Here is a 22,946-nt window from a genome sequence, read left to right as displayed (position 1 = left end):
GGGCGCACGTCGGCGGGGGCCTCGCCCGCCGCCGCGTCGGGCTCCGCCCCGGCGGTCACTCCTCCGCCGCCAACTCCCTGAGCAACTCACGGGTCGCCGCCGCGCCCGGGTCTCCGGCGCGGGCCTGGGCGGCCAGCACCTCGCGCAGCTCCGCGCCGGCCCCGCCCGGGTCGCCCGGGCCGGCCAGCATCGCGCGCAGCTCCCCGGCGGCCCGCCCGGGATCGCCCAGGCCGACCAGCGCGACGGCGGCCAGATACCGGGCGGTCCGGGTGCGTCGATGGTCGGGACCGAGCCGTTGGGCCAGCACGTCGACCACTGCCCGAAGCTCCTGTCGGGCCTCGGCGAAACGGCCCAACCCGACCAGCGCCCGGCCCAGTGCGACCCGTGCCTCGATCGTCGGGTCGCCGTCCGGGCCGTACCGGCGGCCCCGCAGCTCCACCGCCTGCCGGTACCGCGGCACCGCCCGCGCGGGCTCCCCGAGGGCGCCGAGGACGCCGGCCAGCAGGATCAGCCGATCGGCGTGTCGGGGATCGTCGCCGGCGGTGGCGGCCACCGATCGCTCCAGCGCCTCCCGGGCGGCGTCGAGGTCGCTGCGCGACTCGAAGCGCTCGGCCCGCGCGCGCAGCGCCTCGCCGAGCTCGGCGAGGTGGTCGCCGAGCTGGGGTGCGGTGGCCGGGCAGACCCGCACCGCCTCCTCGTAGCGGGCGCATGCCTCCTGGATGTCGCCCGCCTCGCCCTCGGCGGCGTACCGGGCTCGCAGGGCGTCACCGAGGAGGGCGAGGTGCTGGTGCCGGTCCGGATGGGAACCCGGGACCGCGTCGAGCAGCCGGCGGGTGGTGTCGACCAGTTCGTCGAGGGTGCCGGCGTCCGGTGCCCGCCGCAGGCGCAGCCGCAGCACCCGGACGAGGATGACCAGGCACTGCGCGTGTGTCACGTCGTCCCGGACGCTGGCCGTCACCGCGTCGCGTGCCGTCGCGACGGCTGCGTCCAACTCCCGCGGATCACCGGTGACCTGGAACAGGTCGGCGCGCACCTCGGCCAGGCCGCGCAACACCCGGACGCGGTGCGGCCCGTCCGGCTCCTCGTCCGCGTCCGGCGGCGAACCCTGCGGCACGCCCGGTTCACCGGGCGGGCCGGCCGCCTCGGCGTACAGGTCGGCCGCGCGGCGGAGCAGGGCCAGGTCGCCGCCGCCGCGCCGGGCCGCCTCGCGCAACAGGCCGGCCAGCCGGATCCGCCGGCTGCGCCGTCCCGGCGTGTCCGCCACCTCGTCGCTCTCCACGTCCGCTCGGCGCAGCGCGACCGGGTCGCCGGTGAGCGCGTACCGTTGCAGCAGCGCGTCGACGGCCCGCAGCCGCAGACCGGTGCGCTCCTCGTCGTCGTCGGCGACGACGGCGGCCGCCGCCAGGTAGAGGGTGATCGCCTCGTCGAGGTCGGCCGCCACCCCGAGCCGCTCCGCGCGGACCACCAGCGCCCGGGCGAGCCCCACCCGGCCACGTCCCGTCGCGGGTTCGGTGGCCGCGACCGCCCGGAACAGCAGGACCGCATCGTTGAGATCACCCGTGGTGCCGCGGGCGGTGAACAGGGCCAGCCGCACCTCGGCGAGGTCGGCGGTCAGCTCCGCGTCGGCCTTGCCGCCTGCCCGGCGCAGGTCGTCCAGGATGGACGCCGACTCGACCAGGTCGGTCACGTCCCCGCCGAGTGCGAACCGGGTACGCAGCGCACGGGCGAGCGCGACCAGGGCGCGCCGGTCACGACCGGTGGCCGTCGCGTGGCGCAGCGAACGGATCGCCCCGGCCAGGAGCCGCTGGTCCTGCTCCACCTCCGGCAACAGGTCGCCCGTCGTGGCCGCGGAATCCAGGCGGTTGCCGTTGACCCGGTCCGCCTGCTCGACCGGGGGCTCGCGCCGCTCGACGAAGCCGACCAACTCGCGGTGGCGTCCACCGAGCCGGGCCAGCACGGTGGTCGGGAGACGGCCGAAGGAGGCGCCGAGAGCGGCGTCCCCGGCCATCCCCGCCGGGGCGCTCAGGGCCGCCACGAACTCCCGCATGCCGATGCCCATCTGCCCGGCCAGGAAGCGGGCGATCTCGTGCCGGAGCCGGAGCAGATCGGTGCGCAGCAGCAGGTCCCGGAGCAGCGGCCGGACGCCCGGCTGGAAGTCGAACCGCAGCTCGCCCGTCCGGTCCGGGTCGGCCACGAGCAGGCCACCGAGCAGCACCTCGGCCAGGTAGGCCGGGTGGGGCGGCAGGGCCGAGGCGCGCTGCACCAGGCGCATGATCGGCAGTGTGATCGGCAGGTCGGCCAACTGGGTGGCCAACCGGAGCGCCTCCGGACTCGCGGTCGCCCGGAACCGGCTCAGCCGCCGGACCGCGTCGTCGGGCCGGGCGGCGCCGGCGCGTTCGGCGGGCGGTGGAGCCGGTCGCGGCGGAAGAGTGATCACCGCGTCGATCGTGCCGGTGCCGGTGCCGGTCAGGCGTGCCCAGCCGGCCATCCAGTCGGGCTGCAGTTGCAGCACCGGCACCGGCACCACCCGGAGCAGGTCGGGCCGCCACTGCCGGGGGGTGAATCGCAACCGGCTGTTGGTGCTGACGCCGGCGGCCGCCGACAACCGGCCGCGCACCGGCACCAACCCGCTGCGCCGCCACATCCGCTGCGGCAGTGGTTGCAGGATCGCCACCGTCTCGTGCCGGGCCCACGTCTGGAGCGTGCGGAACAGCGAACCGTCGTGCCAGCCCGGCCCGGCGCAGTCGCTGACCACGAGGATGAGCCGGCGTCCACGCGGGTCGAGCAGTTCGCGGGTCGAGCGGCCCGCGACGCCGGGCCAAACCGCCCCGGGCGGCTCCACACCGGTGGCGGGCAATCGCACCCGCTCGATCCGGCGGAACGCCCGCAGTCGGGTCAACACCCGTTCCAGCTCGCTGATCTGAGGGGCCCAGAGCGCCATCGACGCGCCGGAGTCCACGGCGAGGGTCAGGTCGAACCAGGGCTGCGGCACCGGCCGCAGGACCGGCACCCAGAGATCCTGCTCGACCACCCGGCGAGCGGTCGCCTCCTCGTCCACGATGAGCGTCCGGGGGTCGGGCACCCGTCGGCGCAGCGGTCGCAGACTCCGGACCAACGCGCGGAAGTCCAGTGCCGGTGGCGCCGGGACCCGGATCCGGAGGGCGCCGGCGGTGCCGGTCCGTCGTGCCTGCGGCACGTGGAGCGCCACCTCCGGCCCGGGTCGCACGGCCGGCTCCGGGTCGGCCGGCGCGGTCGTCGACGACTCGGCCGCCGGCGGGGGCTCGATCGGCTCGGCCGCTGGCGGCCTGCGGTCCGGGGCCGTCCGGGGCGTGCCCGGCAGGAACCGGGCGAGCCACAGCGCCTCGGCGATCTGCCGCGGCGTCGGGTCGAGGCCGAGGTCGCGGAGGGCCGTCACCAGCCGAGCCGTGGTCATCAGGAGTCCGGACCCGCGTCGAGCTGCCGCAGCACCAGGTCCGCGAGGCGGTCCCGCTCCGGCCGCTCCCCGTCGGCCGTCTGGACCGTGAGATAGACGGCGTTGAGAAGCTGGTCGGTGGCGAGGGTGCCCCGCTCCCGCCGGCCGAGGAACAACTCGATCAGGTCGGCCGTCTCCGTCGTGGGCTCGGTGCCGAAGTGCGCGGCGACGATGGCGCTGAGCTGCTCGGCGCTCGGCTGGCCCAGATCCAGTCGGAGGCAGCGACGGTGGAACGCCGGGGAGAACTCGCGTTCGCCGTTGCTCGTCATGACCACCAACGGGAACGCGTGGCAGCGCACGACGCCCCGGTGCACCGTGACCAGCTCGTCGCTGCCCTCGATCGGCACGTCGACCGACGGCTGCCCGGCCGCGATCCGTTGCAGCTCGGGGATGGCGTACTCACCCTCCTCGAACACGTTGAGCAGGTCGTCCGGCAGGTCCACGTCGCTCTTGTCGATCTCATCGATCAACAACACACGCGGGTGCTCGTAGGGCAGGAGAGCGGTGCCCAACGGCCCCAGCCGCAGGTAGCGGCCGATGCGCGAATCCGGTGAGGTGCCCAGTTGGTGATGCAGGCTGGCCTCCTGCAACCGGCCGATCGCGTCGTAGCTGTAGAGGCCGGTGGCGAGCGCGGCCCGGCTGGTGATCGACCAGCGCAGCACCGGGCCGAGGGCCAGTTCGTGTGCCACCGCGTAGGCGAGGGTGGACTTGCCCACCCCGGGCTTGCCGGTGATCAGCAGTGGCCGACGCAGATAGAGCGCCGCGTTGACGAGATCCACCTCGTCCTGGCGCGGCTGGTAGGTCACCGCCCGGTGCAGTTCACCCAGGCGCCGGCCGGCGGCGGAGTCCGGGCTCGACGGGGGTGGCACCAGCGGAGCGCCGTCGAACGCCCGCCAGGGCGGGGGAGCGGGAAGGCGGAGTATCCCGGAGTGGGGATGCCCGGTGCCCCGATAGATCCACCAGTCCTGCACGGTCCTCTCCTCCTGTCGGCCGGCTGCTCTCACCACTGCGCGTCGAGTGCCGCGAAGTCCCTGAAGCGCCGGAACGGGTTGTCCCAGAGCAGGACCAGCCGGTGCCCGCAGTGGCGCTCGTCGTCGGCCTCCAGCGCCGCCGCGCGGAGCCGCCGGACATCAGTCGGCAGCGATCCGAGGGGCCGGTGGCGCAACTGGGCCTCCAGGTCGGTCAGGAACGCCCGGCCACGACAGTCCGCGTCGGCGCGGTCGTCGTCGTGCCGCGGGCAGTGGACCCGGCTCCACAGCGCCACCGGTGCGCCGGCCCGCGCCCCGGCCTCCAGCAGCCCGCGCCGGGCCGGGTCGGTCAGGGGGCCCGGCAGCAGCACACCGCCCGGGTTGAGTCTGGTGATACGGGCGAAGAACCATGCCGGCCCGATCTGCGCCCCACAGTCGACCGTCGCGAACGACACCCCCGACGGCGACGCGTGCAGCTCCCGCCACCGCTCCTCGGCCTCCGGCTCCCCGGCCTCGAAGCCGCTGTCGTCGGCGAGGCGGACCAGCACCGGCCGGACCAGCCCGAGCGGTGCGACATCGTACGGAGCGAGGACCCACTCGTCCACCGGCAGGTCGAGCAGCTCCGGCGGCAGCGCCAACTCGACCAGAATCGACCGGCCCCAGCCCAGCTCGTGCAGCCCGGCCCGTAGTTCGGTCCGAAGCGTCGACTCCAGCTCGGGCAGCGCCATCGGGGTGTCGTGCCGGGCGATGCAGCGCACGTCGTTCCGGCTGCGGAACAGCCAGACCGCGAGCAGGAAGCGCTGGTGGTCGTGGCCCGCGGGGGTGACCTCCACCAGGACCGACGAGTCGGGTCGAACAGCGCGTTGGACGGGCACCTGGGCGAGTTGGGCGCGCTGACCCAGCCGCAGCGCCAGATCGGTGATCCAGTCCTGGAGCCGGCTCTGCTCGTCGGGGGGACAGTGGGGGACCAGCGCGCGGGCGAAGACCAGCAACGGGTGCAACTCGCCGCGCCGGGCCCGGGTGACGTCGTCGAGGGCCCGGATGACGTCTCGGCGGTCCAGCAGCGGTTCGGCCGGCTGGGGCGCCGACATCGGCCCTCCGCACGCCTGCTCGTACAGCACGTGTGCGTCGTCGGCCGCGGGCAGCACGGCCAGGACGGCGCGCAGCTTCGCCTCCTCGACGGCGCGCAGCACCGGCAGGGTGGCGGTGGGATCGAGCAGCGCGGCCGCCTCCGCCGCGACCGCCACCGCGCTCCGGTCCCGCAGCCGGTCGGCCGCGTGCGCCCAGGCGCGGTCCACCCCGTGATAGCGGTCGTGCCCGCGCCACAGCTCACGGAGCAGCGGGACGGAGAGCCGACGCAGCTCCCGCAACGGCACCGCCAGCCCGCCGTGCGGTTGCCCGGGGCTGCGCGCGGTCTTCACCACCGCGCACACCTCCCCGACGGCGAGGTCCAGGATGGGGCTGCCGGAGAGGCCCTCGGGCAGCTCGTCCCCGACGACCCGCAGCGCGGTCTCGCTCCCCAGGCCCTGCGGTCCGGCGCAGCTCAGCCGGGCCGAGGTCAGCGCCGGGGTGCCGTACGCGCCGGCGAAGCCGAACGTCTGCAGCGGCGCGTCGGCGGCCGGCAGGCGCTCGCCGAGCCAGACGCACGGGTGGTCGGCCGCCGCGTCGGGCACGTGCAGCACCGCGAGGTCCGGCAGCGGCCAGATCGACTGCCCGTCGGGCGCCCGCGGCCTGGCGAGCACGACCCGGGCGGTCAACTCCCGGCCGTCCCAGCGCACCGGCAGCTCGGCGCCCTCCCGTCCGTTGACCACGTGGGCGCAGGTCAACGCGTATCCGGGGGCGACGAAGAACGCGGTCCCACCCCTGATGCCAGGACCCCGGGGCACCTCCAGGAGAGTGGCCCGCAGCGCCGCGCCGAGTCCTTCGAACCCGTCGGCGATCAGCGTCGCCACCATGGCGAACCGCTCCTCATCCGGCCGCGGCGGGAGGTGCGGACAGCCCGTCGCCGGCCGAGCTCCCCTGCCAGCTCAGCGTGACCTTGAGGTTGGCCTCCGCGCCGGCCTCGGCCAGCACGCTCAGCACCCGACCGGTCTTCGCCGACATGGTGACGCCGAACTCCACGGTCACCGTGTCGGGTCGGGCCTCGTGCAGCCCGGCCCGGACGCTGCGGGCCACTCCGCGTACCGTCTCCAGCAGGCCCTCCAGTCGGTGGACCTGGTCGTCCTGCCAGCCGACGTCGGCGGGACCGGTGGTCTCGGAGAGCCGGACCCAGATCCGCTCTCCGGTCGGTAGCTCGACCCTCACATCCTGCGGCACGCTCTCGTCCTCTCCCTCGACGCCGGGCGTCCATCACACGGTAGCGATTCAGTGATGGGAATCGACAGCCCGGAAACGCCGGGTGTCGGAACAACGGCGCTACCGGTGCCCGGGGGCGGCCGGTGCCGGGCCGCGCGGGCGGCCGGTTAGGGTCGACGGTCATGACCTTCGAGCCGGGCCGGCTGGTCCTGCATCGCAACGTGCGGCACGGGCGCATCGGGTGGGTCCGGTCGGCCCGTGTGGTCTGCGACGACGAGCGCGGGCTGCTGCTCTGGGTGGCCCGGAACGCGCCGGTGGGACACGAGGTGAACGCCGCCGGGCTCGGCATGCGGGCGGTGCCGTTCGCCGAGTGGATCACCTCGTCGTACGCGGTGAGGCGCGGCACCTGGAACGGGCCGCCGGTGCTGAAGTTCCTCCCCACCGGCGCCGCCCACTCCGTGTGGTGGTTCTCCGACGAGGAGGGCCGGTTCCAGAACTGGTACGTGAACCTGGAGGAGCCCGGCGTCCGGTGGGACGACGGCGCGGTGGCCGGGGTCGACATCGTCGACCAGGATCTCGACGTGGTGGTCCACCCGGACCTGACCTGGGAGTGGAAGGACGAGGACGAGTTCGCCGAGCGGCTCGCCTTCCCGGAGCACTACTGGGTGACCGACTCCAGGGCGGTACGCGCCGAGGGGGAGCGGGTGATCCGGCTCGCCGAGGCGGGCGCGTTCCCGTTCGACGGGACGTGGCGGGACTTCACCCCGCCGCCGGAATGGGATGTACCGGACGAATTGCCGCAGGGGTGGGACCGGCCACCGGTCCGGTGACCGGTGTCGTCCGTCACCTTCCGGGCGGACCGCGGGGTGCGGTGCGGGTCCGGTGTCGGAGTTCCGGTCCCGATCTGGCAGAATGGACCGCTGGTATCCGGCACGCGCCCGGCGCCCTCTAACCCGGGCGCGTCGCCAGTTCACCGAGCAGTCTCCGGCCCAACCCCACTGTGCCGGTCGGCGCTCACCCGCCACACCGCCCGGACGGGCCGGTGAGATCGCAACAGGAGCGAAACAACTGTGGCCGTAAAGATCCGGCTCCTGCGGATGGGCAAGATCCGCAACCCGCAGTACCGCATCGTCATCGCCGACTCGCGCACCAAGCGTGACGGTCGCGCGATCGAGTTCGTCGGTGTGTACCAGCCGAAGGAAGACCCTTCGGTGATCGAGGTCAAGTCGGAGCGGGTCCAGTACTGGCTGTCCGTCGGCGCGCAGCCGAGCGAGGCCGTGCAGCGTCTGCTCGAGTTGACCGGTGACTGGCAGAAGTTCAAGGGCCTCCCCGCCCCGCCGCCGCTGAAGGTCGCCCCGGAGCGGGCCGACCGCAAGGCGGCCTACGAGGCCGAGGCGAAGGCCGCCGCGGGCGTGGCGGACACTCCCGCCAAGCCGGCCAAGAAGGCCGCCAAGGCGGAGGCCCCGAAGGCCGAGGCCGAGGCGCCGAAGGCGGAGGAGCCCAAGGCCGAGGCGCAGACCGGCGCCGAGTCCGGTGAGCAGGCCTGACATGGCGCTGCGTCCCGCCCTGGAGCACCTGGTCAAGGGAATCGTCGACCACCCGGACGACGTCCGGGTGCGGATGGTCGATTCCCGCCGGGGCAAGCGGCTCGAGGTCCGCGTGCACCCGGAGGACCTCGGCACGGTGATCGGGCGGTCCGGCCGGACCGCCAAGGCGCTGCGCCAGGTGATCGGCTCCATCGGCGGACGTGGGGTACGCGTCGACATCGTCGACTCGTACTGATGCTTCTCGTCGTCGGCCGGATCGGCAAGCCGCACGGCATCCGCGGTGAGGTCACCGTGGAGGTGCGCACCGATGAGCCCGAAGCACGGTTCGCCCCCGGTTCGGTGCTGGTCACCGAACCGGGGGTGGTCCCGACCGAGCCCGGCGCCTGGCGGGTGCCGCCGGCGCTGACCGTGGAGTCGGCGCGTTGGCACCAGGGCCGGCTGCTGGTCGCGTTCGCCGGCGTGCCGGGTCGCGACGTCGCCGAGGCGCTGCGCAACACGCTCGTCGGCGTGGACAGCGCCGACGTCGACGCGCCCGAGGACCCGGAGGAGTTCCACGACCACCAGTTGGTCGGGCTCGCCGTGGTCACCCCCGGCGGGGAGCGGCTGGGCGAGGTGGATCGCATCGAGCACGCTCCCGCCTCCGACCTGCTGGTGGTACGGCGTCCCGAGGGGCGCACCGCGCTCATCCCGTTCGTCAAGGCGATCGTGCCCGAGGTGGATCTCGCCGGCGGTCGCGTCGTCGTCGACCCGCCCAGCGGTTTGCTCGACCTCTAGGAGCCACCGCATGCGCGTCGACATCGTGTCGATCTTTCCGGAATACTTCGCCCCGCTGGACCTGTCGCTGATCGGCAAGGCCCACGCGAACGGGCTGCTGCGGCTGGCCGTACACGATCTGCGGACCTGGACCCACGACGTGCACCGCACTGTCGACGACACGCCCTACGGGGGCGGTCCGGGCATGGTCATGCGGCCGGAGCCGTGGGGCGAGGCGCTGGACGCGCTGGCTCCCGACGAGCTGAGCCCGGACGGGCACACGCTGCCCCGGTTGCTCGTGCCGTCGCCGGCCGGTGTCCCGTTCACCCAGGCGTTGGCGCACGAGCTGGCCGCCGAGTCGCACCTGCTCTTCGCCTGCGGCCGGTACGAGGGCATCGACCAGCGGGTGCTGGAGCACGCGGCGACGCGGATGCCGGTGACCGAGGTCTCTCTCGGCGACTACGTGCTCTTCGGCGGCGAGGTGGCCGTGCTGGTCATCCTGGAGGCGGTCACCCGGCTACTGCCCGGCGTGCTCGGCAACGCGGGCTCGCTGGACGAGGAGTCGCACGCGCACGGGCTGCTGGAGGCTCCGCTCTACACCAAGCCGGCGACCTGGCGCGGGTTCGACGTGCCCGAGGTGCTGCGCTCCGGCGACCACGGCCGGATCGCCCGCTGGCGGCGTGACGAGGCGCTGCTGCGGACCGCCTCCCGCCGCCCCGACCTGGTCGGCGTGCTGCCCCCGGAGAGCCTGGACGCGCGGGACCGGGCGGCCCTGGACCGGGGCGGATTTTCCTCGCCGCCGGAGCGTGTGGCAAAGTAGAGGGGTTGCCGCGTCCGTCCACGCCGTGGGTGGCCGCGAGGACCCTCGACCGGGGCCGGCGTCGCCGGCCTCCACCCGGGGGTCAGAATCACCCGTTCGCGCATCGACTGACGGTGCGCCGTGAGCCTCACGAGGACACCGCGATGAACATCCTGGACGCCCTTGACGCCCAGTCGAAGCGCTCCGACCTGCCCGACTTCCGCGCCGGTGACACCGTCAAGGTGCACGCGCGGGTCGTCGAGGGCAACCGGTCCCGGGTCCAGATCTTCCAGGGCGTCGTGATCCGTCGCCAGGGTGACGGTCTGCGCGAGACCTTCTCCGTCCGCAAGATCAGCTTCGGTGTCGGTGTCGAGCGGACCTACCCGCTGAACAGCCCGGCGATCGACCGGATCGAGATCGTGACCCGCGGTGACGTGCGGCGCGCCAAGCTCTACTACCTGCGCGAGCTGCGCGGCAAGAAGGCCAAGATCAAGGAGCTGCGGGAGAAGCAGCCGGCCAACTGACCTTCGTTCGCCACGCCGCCCGGGCTGCGCGGATGTCGTATCGACCGGATCGCATTACCCTGGCCGGTACGGGCGCAGCCGGACGGCGCGAAGCGGTCCACTGCCGCCCGTGGGGCCTCCGCGAGGAGACTCCCGGGCGGTAGTGTCGTTTCCGCGAACCGGAGAGTGGCATGGTGCAGATGCTTGACGAGGACGGCACCGCCGATCCCTGGCGCCGGCGCACCCGGCGCACCCGGCGGCAGATGCCGCTCTGGCAGGAGTTGCCGCTGCTGCTCGTGGTGGCGTTCTGCCTGGCCGTGCTGATCCGCACGTTCCTGCTCCAGGCGTTCTTCATCCCCTCCGGGTCGATGGAGAACACGCTGCTCGTCGGCGACCGGGTGCTGGTCAACAAGGTCGTCTACGACATGCGCGACCCGGTCCGTGGCGAGGTCGTGGTGTTCCGGGGCACCGATCGCTGGGTCGCCCAGGAGGCGCCGGCCCCGCCGACCAACCTCGCCGGCAAGGTCGGCCGCACCCTCGGTGACCTGGTCGGGGTCAGCCGCCCCGGCGAGAAGGACTTCATCAAGCGGGTCATCGGGGTGCCCGGCGACAAGGTCTGGTGCTGCGACAAGGGCCGGGTCGTGGTCAACGGCACGCCGCTGGAGGAGCAGGCGTACGTCTCCGAGGACTCGCCGGTCGAGCTGCCACCCAACCCCAAGGAGTGCCGGTCCCGGCAGTTCACCGAGGTGGTGGTGCCACCGGGGCAGATCTTCGTGATGGGCGACCACCGGTTGGTGTCGCAGGACGCCCGGTGCCAGGGGCCGGTGCCGATCGACAACGTCATCGGCCGCGCCTTCATGATCGTCTGGCCGTCGCAGCGGTGGACCAGCCTCCCGGTACCGAAGACCTTCACCGACCTGCCCCGTCCGGACGCCGCACCGGCCGGACCGGCCCCGGTCGACCCCGACCCGGTGGGCGGAGTCGTCCTGATTCTCCCGGTCGCGGCGACGCTGACCGTTCTCGCGGGTTCGGGGCGACCGCGCCGCACCCGGGGACGTAGGCTCCTCCCGTGATTGACGAGCAGACCGAAAAGCCGCGCAGCTCCTTCTGGAAGGAACTGCCCATCCTCCTGGGTGTGGCGATCCTGGTCGCAGTACTGGTTCGTGCCTTCGTGCTGCAGACCTTCTTCATCCCGTCGCCGTCCATGGAGAACACCCTCAAGATCGACGATCGGGTGCTGGTCAACAAGCTGGTCTACGACTTCCGCTCGCCGCACCGGGGCGAGGTGATCGTCTTCAAGGCGCCGACCGAGTGGAGCGGGAACCCCAACGGCGAGGACTTCATCAAGCGGGTGATCGGCGTCGGCGGCGACCACGTGGTCTGTTGCGACCGGGCGGGCGGCCAGGAACGGCTGATCATCAACGGCAAGCCGATCGACGAGCCGTTCGTCTTCCCCGGCAACAAGCCGGCCGACCAGGACTTCGACGTCACCGTGCCGGAGGGTCGGCTGTGGGTGATGGGCGACCACCGGGAGGCGTCCGGCGACTCGCTCGAGCACTGGCAGCAGTCCGGCGAGGACATCAACGAGGCGACCATCCCGGAGGGCGAGGTCGTCGGCCGGGCCTTCACCATCTTCTGGCCGTTCAACCGGGCCACCTGGCTCACCGTGCCCAAGCAGTTCGACGGCATCCCGAATCCCTGAGCGGGTCGGGGACGCCGTGGCCGTCCGTCGGTGACGTCTGGCAGGCTGGTGCGGTGACCGTCTACACCCCTCGACGCGCGGCCCGGGTGCTGCTGGTCGACGCGACCGACCGGGTGCTGCTGTTCCACGGCAGTGATCCGGCCCGGCCGGGGCACCGTTACTGGTTCACCCCGGGCGGCGGGCTCGATCCGGGCGAGACCCCGGCCGAGGGCGCCGCGCGGGAGCTGACCGAGGAGACCGGCCTGCGACTGACCCCGGCGGAGCTGGGCGAGCCGATCTGGTCCGAGACCGTCGAGTTCCCGTTCGACGGCGTCTGGTACCGCCAGGAGCAGGAGTTCTTCCTGGTCCGGGTGCCCGCGTGGGAGGTCGACACCGCGGGCTTCGACCAGGTCGAGCGGGCCAGCGTGCACGGGCACCGCTGGTGGACGGTGGGTGACCTGGCGGCGACCACCGAGCGGTACTACCCGCCGGACCTGCCCGCCCGGCTCGGTCGGGTGCTGGTCGGGAGCGACGGGTGCTGACCCCGCCGCGCACCGTGGTGCGCCGCGACGGCGGCCTCTACGCCCTGGAGCGGGCCCTGCAACGGCGGGGCTTCCGCCAGGTGGCGGGCGCCGACGAGGCCGGCCGGGGGGCGTGTGCGGGGCCGCTGGTGGCCGCCGCCGCGGTGCTCCCCGAGGGGCGGCGCGGCGAGATCGCCGAGTTGGCCGACTCCAAGCTGCTCACCCCGGCGGCCCGGGAGCGGGTCCACGACGAGGTGGTGGCCCGCGCCTTGGCGTACGCCGTGGTGATCATTCCGGCCGAAGAGGTCGACGCGCGCGGGCTGCACGTGTGCAACCTCGCCGCGATGCGCCGGGCGCTCGCCTCGCTCGCCACCCGTCCCGACTACGTGCTGACCGACGGCTTCGGCGTGGACGGGCTCGACGTGCCGGGGCTGGCGGTCTGGAAGGGCGACCGGGTGGCCGCCTGCGTCGCGGCCGCGAGCGTGCTCGCCAAGGTCACCCGGGACCGCATCATGGTGGACCTGGACCAGCGGTTCCCTGGCTACGGCTTCGCCGAGCACAAGGGTTACGTCACCGCCGAGCACAGCGCCGCGCTGCGCGAGCTGGGGCCCTGCCGGGAACACCGCTTCTCGTACGTGAACGTGGCCGCCGTCTCCGGGCGCGACGGGCGGCCGCCGCGCGCCCGCCGTCCGGCCGCGGGGGAGGCGCAGGCGGTGCTCTTCGGGCGTCCGGACGAGCCGATGGAGCACTCCGCCGCGCCAGGGGGTACCGTCGGCGTGGCGTTGGGCGAGCAGCCGCGACCTCCGGCGTCGGTGGGGGAAGATGTGGTCATGGAAGGCGGAGTGCGATGAGCGCGGAAGATCTCGAGAAGTACGAGACCGAGATGGAGCTGCAGCTCTACCGGGAGTACCGCGACATTGTCCGCCAGTTCTCCTACGTGGTGGAGACCGAGCGCCGGTTCTACCTGGCCAACCAGGTGGACCTGCACGTTCGCAACTCGGACGGCGAAGTCTACTTCGAGGTCGAGATGCATGACGCCTGGGTGTGGGACATGTACCGTCCCGCCCGTTTCGTCAAGAACGTCCGAGTAATGACGTTCAAGGACGTCAATGTGGAAGAGCTCGAAAAGCCCGACATCTCGCTTCCCGCAGATTCCGGCTTCGGCGGCTGAGCGCGACGGGCCGCGGGCCCGCCGACGGCGGATCACTCCGCCGGCACCACCACCGCGACGCGCTGCACCAGGTTGTTCGCGAACCCGCCCCGGTTCCACGGCTGCTCGACCGGCTGGGTCCGCCCCGAGGCGTCAGTCGCCCGGGCCCCCAGCACCCACCGCCCCGGCTCCGCCGTCCACGTCACCGACCAGCGGCGCCAGCCCCACCCGTCCCCGGTGGGTTCGTCCAGTCTCGCCGGCACCCACGAGTCGCCGCCGTCGAAGGTCACCTCGACCGACGTCACCGGCCCATAGCCGGACCAGGCCCGACCGTCCACCGTGCCCGGCCCGGGCCGCAGCACCCGGGAGCGGGACATGAAGTCCGGGAAACCCGGCGGCCGCACCAGGGCGCGCGGCTCGATCCGGGTCACCGGCACACCCGGATCGTCGGCGTCGCGCCGCAGCCGGTAGGCCACCGCGTTCTGGTAGCCGTCGAACGGCTCGGCCGTCACGTGCACGTCCCGCAACCACTTGACGTGCGCCATGCCGTACCAGCCCGGCACGATCAGCCGCAGCGGGGCGCCGTGCTGCGGCAGCAGCGGAGCGCCGTTCATCTCGTACGCCAGCAGCACCTCCTCGCGCAGCGCGTCGGCCACCGGCAGCGCCCGCTGGTAGTCCTGCTCGACACCGCGCTCCACCCCGTGGTCCGCGCCGGTGAAGACGACGTCCACCGCGTCGTCGGCCAGCCCGGCCTCGCGCAGCAGCGGGGCCAGCGGAGTGCCCGTCCACTCGGCGTTGCCCACCGCCTCCACCAGCCAGGGCTGGCTGACCGGGCGCGGGTGCAGAAGCGCCCGGCCGTTGCCGGCACACTCCAACGTGACCTGACGGGTGACCCGGGGCCGTGCCCGCAACGCCGGCAGGTCCAGCCGGAGCGGTCGGGTGACGGCCCCGGACACGGTGAGCGTGTGCGCGCCCGGGTCGACGTCCGGGATGTCGTAGTGGATGAGCAGGTAGTGCAGGCCCGCCGGGGTCACGTCGTAGCGCAACGCCTCCAACGGGATGCCGTGGTTGCGCGCGGCGAGTTGGAGCTCCTCGGCGCTGATCGCCTCGTCCGGCCCGGCCACCCGGGAGGGCCGGCTGACGTCGTCCACCGTGGTCATCGCTGCTCCAGCACGTCGTAGCCGATGAACGCGAACATCCACGCGCCCGGCTCCAACGGTCGGGGCGGGCCGGTGAACCGGTGCGCGCCGACTCCCACCCCGTCGGCCGGGCTGCTCACCGCGACCGGCACGAAGCCCTCCTCGGCGAACCAGTCGCAGATGGTGGGCACCAGGTCCGGCTGGCGACGGTGCCGGGTCCACAGCACCGTGCCGCCGGTGGCGCAGAGCGACGCGCAGTGCCGCACCGTCGACCGGATGTCGTCGTCGCCGATGTTGCCGAAGACGCCGCACACCAGCACCAGGTCCGCCGGCGCCAGGTCGGCGTACCGGTCGGTCACCGCCGCGTCGCCGGTCACCACCTCCACGCCGGTCAGCCCCGCCTCCGCGACCGCGCGGCGGGCCAGCTCGGTGTTGCGCGGATCCAGCTCGACCAGGCGGGCGGTCACCTCGCCGCCGCGCGGATGAGCGGCGAGCACGGGGATCAGGTCGCGACCCTGACCCGCGCAGAGGCTGATCGCGCGCAGCGGGCCGGGCGGCGCCGCGTCCAGCGCCTCGGCGATCCGCCGCCGCACCTCGACGAGCCGCCGGGACAGCGCGGAGTCGGGCTGGTCGTAGTCGCGGTGCCAGTCGAGCCAGTCTTTCGTCACGCGGCCAGCATAGGCGGCGCGGCCCTAGCAGAGCCGTCCCGATTCCGAGGGCCGTCCACAACCGGCCGCTGTCCACAGTGCCGCGCTTCCGGGTGTGCGCCAGGGCGGACCGGGCCGGCAGAGTGCGCGCATGAGGTTCCCGACCGGCCCGACCATGTTGCTCACCCTGCTCCTCGTGCCAGGCGCGCCCGTCGGCCCGGTCGCGCCGCCCGTCGGCACGCCGCGCGTCGCGGTCCGGCCGGCGCCCCCGTCGCCGTCGGCGGTGCCGCCGTCGTCCGTGGGTCCGATCGCCGGTGCGACGTCGCCGTCCCCGACATCAGCGGCGCCGCGCTTCCGGTGGCCGCTGCCGGGCCCGCCCCGGCTCGCCCGGCGGTTCGCCCCGCCGCCCGAGCCCTGGCTGGCCGGGCACCGGGGCGTCGACCTGGTGGCGGAGCCGGGTGCCGAGATCCGTGCCGCGGGCGCCGGAACCGTCCTCTTCGCCGGTCCGGTGGCCGGCCGGCCGGTGGTCACCGTCGGCCACGGCGACGGACTGCGCACCACCTACGAACCGGTCCGGCCCCGGCTCGCGGTCGGTGACCCCGTCGACGCCGGCACTCCGGTCGGCGACCTGCTCGCCGGGCACCCCGGCTGCGCCGCTCCGGCCTGCCTGCACTGGGGACTCCGCCGCGGCGACGTCTACCTGGACCCTCTCGCCCTGCTCGGGCTGGGCCGGGTCCGCCTGCTCCCGCTCGATCCGCCCCCGCCGGCCGGTCCGTGAGCCGTCATGTCCCTCCGGCGCCGTCGCCCGGTCCGTGAGCCGGCGCCTCGACGCGTCCTCGCCGGTCCGTGCACCGGCGCGCGGCGGGCCGCCGCTCAGCGCCGGCCGAGCAGCGCGGGCAGCCGCACGGCCAACCGGTCGTACTCCTCGGAGGTGTTGTAGACCTGGCCGCACAACCGCAGGTAACCGCGCCCGTTCCAGGCGGCGACCGACACCTCCGCGGCGAGCCGGTCCGCGATCTCGGCCCGCAACGCCCGGGCGGCCTCCAGCGTCGTCGCGACCCCGGGCGGCAGCGGCACGAGCCGCATGGCGACCGCCGGCCCGCCGGGCTCCGGCAGCCGCTCCGGCGCCACCCCCAACGCGTCCCCGACGACCCGTTGGCCGTACGCGGCAAGCGCCGCGTTGTGCGCGCGGACCCGGTCGACGCCGAGGCTGCGCAGGGTGAACGGGCCGACCGGGGCGGCCAGCCAGCCGGTGTAGTCGAGGGTGGCCTGCCACTCGACCCGGGTGGGGAAGCCGCTGTCCTGCTCCCACGAGACGACGAGCGGCTGGATCCGCTCCCGCCACGGCTCCGCCACCACCAGCGCGGCCGTGCCGCGCGGCGCGTACGCCCACTTGTGCAGGTTGCCGACCCAGAAGTCGGCGCCCACCGAGGCCACCGAGGCCGGCAGCATGCCCGGTGCGTGCGCAGCGTCCACCAGAGCCGGCACCCCCCGCTCCCGGGCCACCGCCACCAGCGCCGCCACCGGAAACAGCCGAGCGGTCGGCGAGGTGAGCTGGTCGACGATCAGCAGCCGGGTCTTGCCGGGGCGCAGCCCCGCCCGCACGATCTCGACCACCTCCTCGTCGGTGGCCGTCAACGGCACGGCCACGGTGCGGGCGACCGCCCCGGTGCGCGCGCACTCCCGGGCCACCGACAGCGCGACCGCGCCGTAACCGTGGTCGGTGGTGAGCACCTCGTCGCCGGGCTGGAGCGCGAGCGACCGCAGCACCACGGCCGCGCCGGCGGTGACGTTGCCGACGAGGGCGGTGCCGGCCGGGTCGGCGCCGAGGAAGGTGGCCAGGTGCCGCCGGGCATGGGTGATCCGGTCGACCAGGCCCCGGGTGAAGAAGCGCAGCGGGTTCGACTCCATCTCCTCGCGCAGGCGCTGCTGGGCGCGCTGCACGGCGATCGGCGCGGCGCCGAACGAGCCGTGGTTGAGGTGGCTGACGGACGGGTCGAGGGAGAAGAGCAGCCGAGCCCCGGGGATCGGCTCGGGCGGCTGCGGGACCGTCATCCATCGATCCTAGCCCGTCGTGGATCATCACCTGGACGCATCGGTCAGGCCCGTGGATGCGCCTGCCGGTAGGCCGCCCGCAGCCGCTCGACCGAGACGTGCGTGTAGATCTGGGTGCTGGCCAGCGACGAGTGCCCGAGCAGCTCCTGGACGGCGCGCAAATCCGCCCCACCTTCGAGCAGGTGGGTGGCGGCCGAGTGGCGCAACCCGTGCGGGGTCACCCGAGGAACCCCGGCCGCACCGGTCCAGGCGGCCACGATCCGTCGGGCGGTGGTCGGGTTGAGCCGCCCGCCACGGGCCCCGAGCAGCAGCGCGCGGCCCGAGCCCGGCGCCGTCAGGGCCGGCCGGCCGGTGTCGAGCCACGCGTCGAGCGCCCGTTGCGCCGGCACGCCGTAGGGCACCGCGCGCTCCCGACCACCCTTGCCCAGCACGCGTACCACCCGACGGGCCTGGTCGACGTCCGCGACGTCCAGCCCACACGCCTCGCTGATCCGCACCCCGGTGCCGTAGAGCAGTTCGAGCAGCAGCCGGTCCCGCAGCAGCACCGCGTCGGGCGGTTCGTCACCGACCGGAAGTGTCGTCGTCGGGTCGTCGTCCGTGGCCCGGTCGGTGTCGGGCGTGGGCCGGGCCGGGGCGTCCATCAGCGTGGCGGCCTGGTCGGCGCGCAGGACCGTGGGCAGTTCCCGGCGGGCCCGCGGGCTGACCAGCGGCGCGGCGACGTCGGCGGGGAGCCGCCCGGCCCGGTGCGCCCAGGCGCTGAACGTGCGGGCGGCGGCGGCCCGGCGGGCCATGGTCGTCCGGGCGGTCCCCGTCGTCCGCTGCTTCGCCAACCAGCTGCGCAACACCGCGAGATCCAGCCCGGCCAAATCGGCGCAGCCCATCCGCACCGCGTGGTCCAGCAGGGAGACGAGATCCGTGACGTAGGCCCGGACGGTGTGCGCGGAGCGGTTGCGCACCCGGGACAGGTGGTCGGCGAAGTCGTCCACCGCCTCGCGCATCGCCGCCGGCAGTTCCTCGTGGACGGCCCGGGTGCCACGTCGCCGTTCAGCCACCGGACTTCTCCGCCCGAGTCAGGTGCGTGTGGCGCCGTCGACGGAGGCGGGAACTGGTGTCGGACACCGATCCAGACTACGGGCGGAGCGAGTCGGACGGGCACTGCCGGACCGTGGCCGCGTCCGGCCGCGCCCGCCGTCCGCGTCCGGACCGTGGGCGGCCGACTCGGGAACGCGTTGGCGGCTTCCCGGCGTCGGAGGGCGTCTGTCGCCGTCCGGACGCCGACGGGCGCCCCCGAGCCGGCAGCCGTCCCCGCGACGCCCGGCACGCCGGGCGGGGTGGCAGGAAGCACCCTGGACAGGGGAAACTCGTGTCGCAAAGAGGTGAGCGTCGGCCTCGGCGACGCCTCGCCCGGTGCGGAGTCGCCGAGACGGTGACGCCGGTGCGAGGAGGGACCGGGCGTGGGAGTGGATGCCGTCCTCTACCGGCGGGTGCGCGCCGGTGCGGACCGTCGCCGGCTGTCATACGTGTCGATCGAGGTCGTGGCCGACCGGCACGACGTGCTGCTCGACCTGCTCGCGCGGGTGCGGGGCGGCGGACGCACGCCGATGCTGGACCGCGTCGCACCCCTCGGCGAGCTGACCGTGCACACCGAACAGGTGCCGCACCTGCTCACCGAGCTGCGGTGCCTGCTGGACGTGGCCCGGGCGCCGCAGGAGGTCGACCACATTCGCCGCCTGGCCCGGCTCGCCCACCGCTGCCGGGAGGGGCGGGACGTGGAGCTGCGGTTCGAGGGCGACTGACGCGGCCCGGTCGGCCCCGACCTGCCGGCCGGAGGCGCTCATCCGTCGCCCCCCGCGGGCGGCGCGAGCGCGTAGCCGCCGTCCCGGCGCACCACCATGGCCAACTCCTCCAGCAGAGACAATTTCCGCATCGCGGTGCGCAGGTCCAGCCCGGCCCGTGCCGCGACGCTCTCCAGGTCGATCGGTCGGCGGCGGGGCAACGCCTCCAACACCTGGGTGGCGTCGTCGTCGAGCCCGTCCCGCGGGTGCTCCGGCGCCCGCGCGAGCGGCGCCAGGTCGGCGCCGATCCGGCCGACCTCCTCCAGCACGTGCGCGACGCCGGCGACCAACCGGGAGCGCGGCCTCTCCCGGAGCACCTCGTGCCCGCCCACCGACATGGCCGAGGTCACCGGGCCGGGCACCACCATCGCCGGCCGGGCCAGGCCGAGCGCCCGGTTGAGGGTCTGGGTGGCGCCGCTGCGGGCGGCCGCCTCGACCAGCACCGTGCCCCTGGTCGCCGCGGCGATGACCCGGTTGCGGATCAGGAACCGTGGCCGCAGCGGCTCGGCGCCGGGCATCCACTCGCTCACCAGCAGGCCGGTCTCCGCGATCCGGTCGAACAGCGCGGCGTTGCCCATCGGGTAGGGGCGGTCCAGGCCACACGCCAGCACCGCGACGGTGCGCCCGCCCGCGGTCAACGCCCCGCGGTGCGCCGCCGAGTCGATGCCGAACGCCCCGCCGGAGACCACCGTCCACTCCCGGTCGGCCAGGCCGTAGCCCAGCTCGGTGGCGACGTGCGAGCCGTAGGGGGTGGCCGCCCGTGAGCCGACCACGGCCACCGAGCGGTCCAGTGTCTCGCCCAGCGGCCAGGGGCCGCGTACCCAGAAGCAGAGCGGCGGGTCGGTCTCCACGTCGACCCGCCGGGCGGCGTCGGGCAGCATCAGATTGCGGAGCTGGGCGACCTGCGGCGGCCACTCGTCGTCCCCCGGCACGACCAGCCGCGCGCCGAGTCTATCCCCCCGTGCCAACGCCTCCGCCGCCACCGCGCGGGCGTCGCCGACGGCCGTGCGGGCGGTGACCGCCGCCCGGAGCGTTCGCTCCGGTGCGCCCCCGGCCAGGAGCAGGTCGAGGGCGGCCACCGGGCCGAGCCGGCGGACCAGCTCGTGAACCGACCGGGTGCCCGGCTCGGCGAGCCAGGTCAGCGCGACCCGGGCCAGTCTCTCGTCGGCGCTCACGTGCCCACTCCCGTCCTGAGCTGGATCGCCTCGTCGATGTCGTCGTGGTCGGGCCGATCCCGCCCGTCCAGGTCCGCGATGGTCCAGGAGAGCCGGAGGACCCGGTCGTATCCCCGCGCCGACAGCGACCCGGTGTCCAGGCGGCGGCGTAGCTGCTGGGTGACCCCCGCCGGCAGGTGCCACGGCGGCCGCCGCAGGTGCGGGCCGGGGACGTCGGCGTTCACCCGGTGCCCGACGGCGGCCCAGCGGTCGGCCGCGGCGCGGCGCGCCTCGACGACCCGGGCGGCCACGGCGGCCGAGGACTCGTGCGGCGTGCCCGTCTGCAACAGTTCGGCCGCGCGCACCGGCATCAGACCCACCTGCACGTCGACCCGGTCGAGCAGGGGACCCGACAGCCGCCCCAGGTAGCGCCGCCGGGCCTGCGGGGTGCACTCGCAGTCGACGTCGCCGGACGGCTTCGCGCAGGGGCACGGGTTGGCGGCCAGCACCAGTTGGCTGCGCGCCGGGTATTCGGTGGCGCCCCGGGTCCGGGCGACCCGGACCCGGCCGCTCTCCAGCGGCTGGCGCAACGCCTCCAGCGCGCCCTTGCCGAACTCGGGCGTCTCGTCGAGGAAGAGCACGCCCCGGTGGGCCAGCGACACCGCGCCGGGGCGGGCCAGCCCGGAACCGCCACCGACCAGCGCCGGCACCGTCGCGGTGTGGTGCGGCGCCTGGAACGGCGGCCGGCGCAACAGGCCGCCGTCGGGCGGCAGCAGGCCGGCGATCGAGTGCAGCGCGGTCACCTCCAGGGCCGCCTCGTCGTCCAGCTCGGGCAGGATCGACGGCAGGCGCTCGGCGAGCATCGTCTTGCCGGCGCCGGGCGGGCCGAGCAGCGCGAGGTGGTGGCCACCGGCGGCGGCGATCTCCAGGGCTCGGCGGCCGAGTGGCTGCCCGGCGACGTCGCTGAGGTCGGGGCCGGTAGGGGCGCCGGCCGGGGACGGCGCGGGCGGGACGAGCAGGGGTACGCCGTCGCGGACGTGGGCGACGAGCCGGTGCAGGGTGTCGACGGCGCGGACCCGTACGCCGGGGATGACCGCGGCCTCGGCGGCGTTGCCGGCGGGCACCACCACCCGCGGGTATCCGGCCCGGGCGGCGGCGGCCACCATGGGCAGGGTGCCGCGGACCGGCCGGACGGTGCCGTCGAGGCCGAGTTCGCCCAGGATGACCGTGGCGTCGAGGGCCACCGGTGGCAGTTCGCCCGAGCCGGCGAGCACGGCCACGGCGATGGCGAGGTCGAACGCGGAGCCGTACTTGGGCAGGGTGGCCGGAAGCAGGTTGAGGGTGATCCGCCGGTTGGGCCACTTCTGCCCGGAGTTGACGATGGCCGCGCGGACCCGGTCGCGGGCCTCGTGCAGCGCGGTGTCGGGCAGGCCGGAGATGACCACGGCGGGCAGGCCGGGGGCGAGGTCGGCCTCGACCTCGACCACGTGCCCGGCCACCCCGGCCAGGCCGACGCTCAGGACCTTGGCGTATCCCATGTCAGAACGCGCCCCGGAGGTGCTCGACGCGGGCGTGGCCGGTGGCCGGCAGCCGGACCGAGAGCACGTCGAAGCGGACCTCGTCGGCGGTGGTGCCGGTCTCGGCGAGCCACCGGGCGGCCAGGCCGCGCAGCCGGCGGGCCTTCGACCGGACCACGGCCTCGGCGGGGGAGCCGTACCGGTCGGTGCGCCGGGTCTTCACCTCACAGAAGGCGAGCACCGGCCCCTCCCAGGCGATGATGTCGATCTCCCCGTCGGGACAGCGCCAGTTGCGGGCGACGGGGCGTAGCCCGGTCTCGATCAGGTGCCGCAGCGCGCACCGCTCGCCGTACGCGCCGACGGCCTGGTTCCGGTTCGTCATGCCGGTCAGGATGCGAGCCACGGGGCGATCGTGGGTGGCCTGTGGGATCGGCCTGTGGATGAGGGCCGATTGTGGACGGAAACACGATCATGCTGCCGATGTGCTACGCCCAGTGCGATGGCGGACGGTGACGGCACCGCCGCTCTCGGGACCACATGGGCGGTTTGTGGCTACCAGTTGTGACGCCTCTTTACACCGGAAGTTGACGTTCTTTACTGTCACGTCGCCGACAGGTACTGAACGGGGGCTCGGGTGAACCTGCGCAGGGCGTTAGCGACGCATTGGTGCGGTGCCGGAACGACGACGGCCGCACCCTCATCGACGAACCCGCGGTGCGACTGCTGATCACCTCTCCGCCGTGGTGATCCACGCATGTCGACAAGACCTGACCGTCGGCTCGGTGTCGGGCGTCTCCGCCCCTGCCGTACCTGATTGATCCTCACTCACTTTTCTCCGCGCACCGCGGGGTTTTTCGGTGTGCACACACACGCGCAATGAGGAGTGCTCTGGTGACAAGACCTGGAATCG

The 22,946-nt window shown here is 74.4% G+C and carries 24 protein-coding genes; 13 read left to right on the top strand and 11 right to left on the bottom strand.

Going from position 1 to position 22,946, the window contains the following annotated elements; translation table 11 throughout:
* Positions 1–55 precede the first annotated feature (55 nt).
* From O7618_RS17755 to O7618_RS17740, 4 genes are read right to left on the bottom strand one after another with little or no spacing between them, the layout of a single operon-like run.
* Positions 56–3,433 carry a tetratricopeptide repeat protein gene (locus O7618_RS17755; RefSeq protein ID WP_278107213.1) on the bottom strand — a complete coding sequence of 1,126 codons (3,378 nt, stop codon included), beginning with the start codon at positions 3,431–3,433 and terminating at the stop codon, positions 56–58.
* Complete coding sequence (locus tag O7618_RS17750; RefSeq protein WP_278107212.1) at positions 3,433–4,443, bottom strand: MoxR family ATPase; 1,011 nt, start codon at positions 4,441–4,443, stop codon at positions 3,433–3,435. The genes O7618_RS17755 and O7618_RS17750 overlap by 1 nt, the downstream gene beginning before the upstream one ends.
* A 29-nt stretch (positions 4,444–4,472) precedes the next feature.
* Positions 4,473–6,395 (bottom strand): trypsin-like peptidase domain-containing protein, encoded by a 1,923-nt coding sequence (locus O7618_RS17745; protein WP_278107211.1) that lies wholly within the window; start codon positions 6,393–6,395, stop codon positions 4,473–4,475.
* A 13-nt stretch (positions 6,396–6,408) separates the two neighbouring features.
* On the bottom strand, positions 6,409–6,756 hold the full coding sequence (locus O7618_RS17740) for a CU044_2847 family protein (protein WP_278107210.1): 348 nt from the start codon (positions 6,754–6,756) through the stop codon (positions 6,409–6,411).
* 161 nt (positions 6,757–6,917) lie between these two features.
* On the opposite strand from O7618_RS17740, the gene O7618_RS17735 reads away from it, so the two are divergent.
* The 11 genes from O7618_RS17735 to O7618_RS17685 all read left to right on the top strand — a co-directional run bounded on the left by O7618_RS17735 (position 6,918) and on the right by O7618_RS17685 (position 13,710).
* Positions 6,918–7,565, top strand: coding sequence for a DUF402 domain-containing protein (locus O7618_RS17735; RefSeq protein ID WP_278107209.1), 648 nt, complete (start codon positions 6,918–6,920; stop codon positions 7,563–7,565).
* 240 nt (positions 7,566–7,805) lie between these two features.
* Positions 7,806–8,282: a 30S ribosomal protein S16 gene (gene rpsP / locus O7618_RS17730; protein WP_278107208.1), complete on the top strand. Its 477-nt coding sequence runs from the start codon at positions 7,806–7,808 to the stop codon at positions 8,280–8,282.
* A gap of 1 nt (position 8,283) precedes the next feature.
* The gene (locus O7618_RS17725; protein ID WP_013732101.1) at positions 8,284–8,517 is read left to right on the top strand and encodes an RNA-binding protein; all 234 of its coding nucleotides are present in this window, start codon (positions 8,284–8,286) and stop codon (positions 8,515–8,517) included.
* A complete protein-coding gene (gene rimM / locus O7618_RS17720) occupies positions 8,517–9,056 on the top strand; it encodes a ribosome maturation factor RimM (protein WP_278107207.1) in 540 nt (179 codons plus the stop codon). Before O7618_RS17725 ends, rimM begins: the two co-directional genes overlap by 1 nt.
* 10 nt (positions 9,057–9,066) lie before the next feature.
* Positions 9,067–9,855: a tRNA (guanosine(37)-N1)-methyltransferase TrmD gene (gene trmD / locus O7618_RS17715; protein ID WP_278107206.1), complete on the top strand. Its 789-nt coding sequence runs from the start codon at positions 9,067–9,069 to the stop codon at positions 9,853–9,855.
* A 143-nt stretch (positions 9,856–9,998) separates the two neighbouring features.
* Positions 9,999–10,358, top strand: coding sequence for a 50S ribosomal protein L19 (rplS, locus tag O7618_RS17710; RefSeq protein WP_278107205.1), 360 nt, complete (start codon positions 9,999–10,001; stop codon positions 10,356–10,358).
* 170 nt (positions 10,359–10,528) lie between these two features.
* The gene (gene lepB / locus O7618_RS17705) at positions 10,529–11,410 is read left to right on the top strand and encodes a signal peptidase I (RefSeq protein ID WP_278107204.1); all 882 of its coding nucleotides are present in this window, start codon (positions 10,529–10,531) and stop codon (positions 11,408–11,410) included.
* Positions 11,407–12,039: a signal peptidase I gene (gene lepB / locus O7618_RS17700; RefSeq protein WP_278107203.1), complete on the top strand. Its 633-nt coding sequence runs from the start codon at positions 11,407–11,409 to the stop codon at positions 12,037–12,039. Before lepB (O7618_RS17705) ends, lepB (O7618_RS17700) begins: the two co-directional genes overlap by 4 nt.
* 53 nt (positions 12,040–12,092) lie before the next feature.
* The gene (locus tag O7618_RS17695) at positions 12,093–12,560 is read left to right on the top strand and encodes an NUDIX hydrolase (RefSeq protein ID WP_278107202.1); all 468 of its coding nucleotides are present in this window, start codon (positions 12,093–12,095) and stop codon (positions 12,558–12,560) included.
* Entirely contained in the window at positions 12,554–13,390 is an 837-nt protein-coding gene (locus tag O7618_RS17690) for a ribonuclease HII (protein ID WP_278107201.1), read from the top strand. The genes O7618_RS17695 and O7618_RS17690 overlap by 7 nt, the downstream gene beginning before the upstream one ends.
* Positions 13,387–13,710 carry a DUF2469 domain-containing protein gene (locus O7618_RS17685; RefSeq protein WP_007075222.1) on the top strand — a complete coding sequence of 108 codons (324 nt, stop codon included), beginning with the start codon at positions 13,387–13,389 and terminating at the stop codon, positions 13,708–13,710. Before O7618_RS17690 ends, O7618_RS17685 begins: the two co-directional genes overlap by 4 nt.
* Before the next feature lie 32 nt (positions 13,711–13,742).
* On the opposite strand, the gene O7618_RS17680 is transcribed toward O7618_RS17685, so the two are convergent.
* Entirely contained in the window at positions 13,743–14,849 is a 1,107-nt protein-coding gene (locus tag O7618_RS17680; protein WP_278107200.1) for a sulfite oxidase, read from the bottom strand.
* Positions 14,846–15,496, bottom strand: coding sequence for a class I SAM-dependent methyltransferase (locus tag O7618_RS17675; protein WP_278107199.1), 651 nt, complete (start codon positions 15,494–15,496; stop codon positions 14,846–14,848). Before O7618_RS17675 ends, O7618_RS17680 begins: the two co-directional genes overlap by 4 nt.
* Positions 15,497–15,626: 130 nt before the next feature.
* On the opposite strand from O7618_RS17675, the gene O7618_RS17670 reads away from it, so the two are divergent.
* A complete protein-coding gene (locus O7618_RS17670) occupies positions 15,627–16,253 on the top strand; it encodes a M23 family metallopeptidase (RefSeq protein ID WP_278107198.1) in 627 nt (208 codons plus the stop codon).
* A 95-nt stretch (positions 16,254–16,348) separates the two neighbouring features.
* Here the strand turns inward: O7618_RS17670 and O7618_RS17665 are convergent, their stop codons facing one another.
* Both O7618_RS17665 and O7618_RS17660 read right to left on the bottom strand, forming a co-directional pair.
* A complete protein-coding gene (locus O7618_RS17665; protein WP_278107197.1) occupies positions 16,349–17,530 on the bottom strand; it encodes an aminotransferase class V-fold PLP-dependent enzyme in 1,182 nt (393 codons plus the stop codon).
* A 44-nt stretch (positions 17,531–17,574) separates the two neighbouring features.
* Positions 17,575–18,528: a tyrosine recombinase XerC gene (locus O7618_RS17660; RefSeq protein WP_278110055.1), complete on the bottom strand. Its 954-nt coding sequence runs from the start codon at positions 18,526–18,528 to the stop codon at positions 17,575–17,577.
* Between the two features lie 456 nt (positions 18,529–18,984).
* Between O7618_RS17660 and O7618_RS17655 the strand changes: the two genes are divergently transcribed.
* Positions 18,985–19,326: a hypothetical protein gene (locus tag O7618_RS17655; protein ID WP_278107196.1), complete on the top strand. Its 342-nt coding sequence runs from the start codon at positions 18,985–18,987 to the stop codon at positions 19,324–19,326.
* Between the two features lie 38 nt (positions 19,327–19,364).
* On the opposite strand, the gene O7618_RS17650 is transcribed toward O7618_RS17655, so the two are convergent.
* From O7618_RS17650 to O7618_RS17640, 3 genes are read right to left on the bottom strand one after another with little or no spacing between them, the layout of a single operon-like run.
* A complete protein-coding gene (locus tag O7618_RS17650) occupies positions 19,365–20,540 on the bottom strand; it encodes a DNA-processing protein DprA (protein ID WP_278107195.1) in 1,176 nt (391 codons plus the stop codon).
* The gene (locus O7618_RS17645; protein WP_278107194.1) at positions 20,537–22,057 is read right to left on the bottom strand and encodes a YifB family Mg chelatase-like AAA ATPase; all 1,521 of its coding nucleotides are present in this window, start codon (positions 22,055–22,057) and stop codon (positions 20,537–20,539) included. The genes O7618_RS17650 and O7618_RS17645 overlap by 4 nt, the downstream gene beginning before the upstream one ends.
* 1 nt (position 22,058) lies before the next feature.
* On the bottom strand, positions 22,059–22,418 hold the full coding sequence (locus tag O7618_RS17640) for a YraN family protein (RefSeq protein WP_278107193.1): 360 nt from the start codon (positions 22,416–22,418) through the stop codon (positions 22,059–22,061).
* Between the last annotated feature and the right edge of the window lie 528 nt (positions 22,419–22,946).

It is taken from the genome of Micromonospora sp. WMMD980 (assembly GCF_029626035.1).
Taxonomy (GTDB): Bacteria; Actinomycetota; Actinomycetes; order Mycobacteriales; family Micromonosporaceae; genus Micromonospora.
Note: the sequence above shows the minus strand (reverse complement) of the source record. Positions and strands in the feature narration are given on the sequence as shown.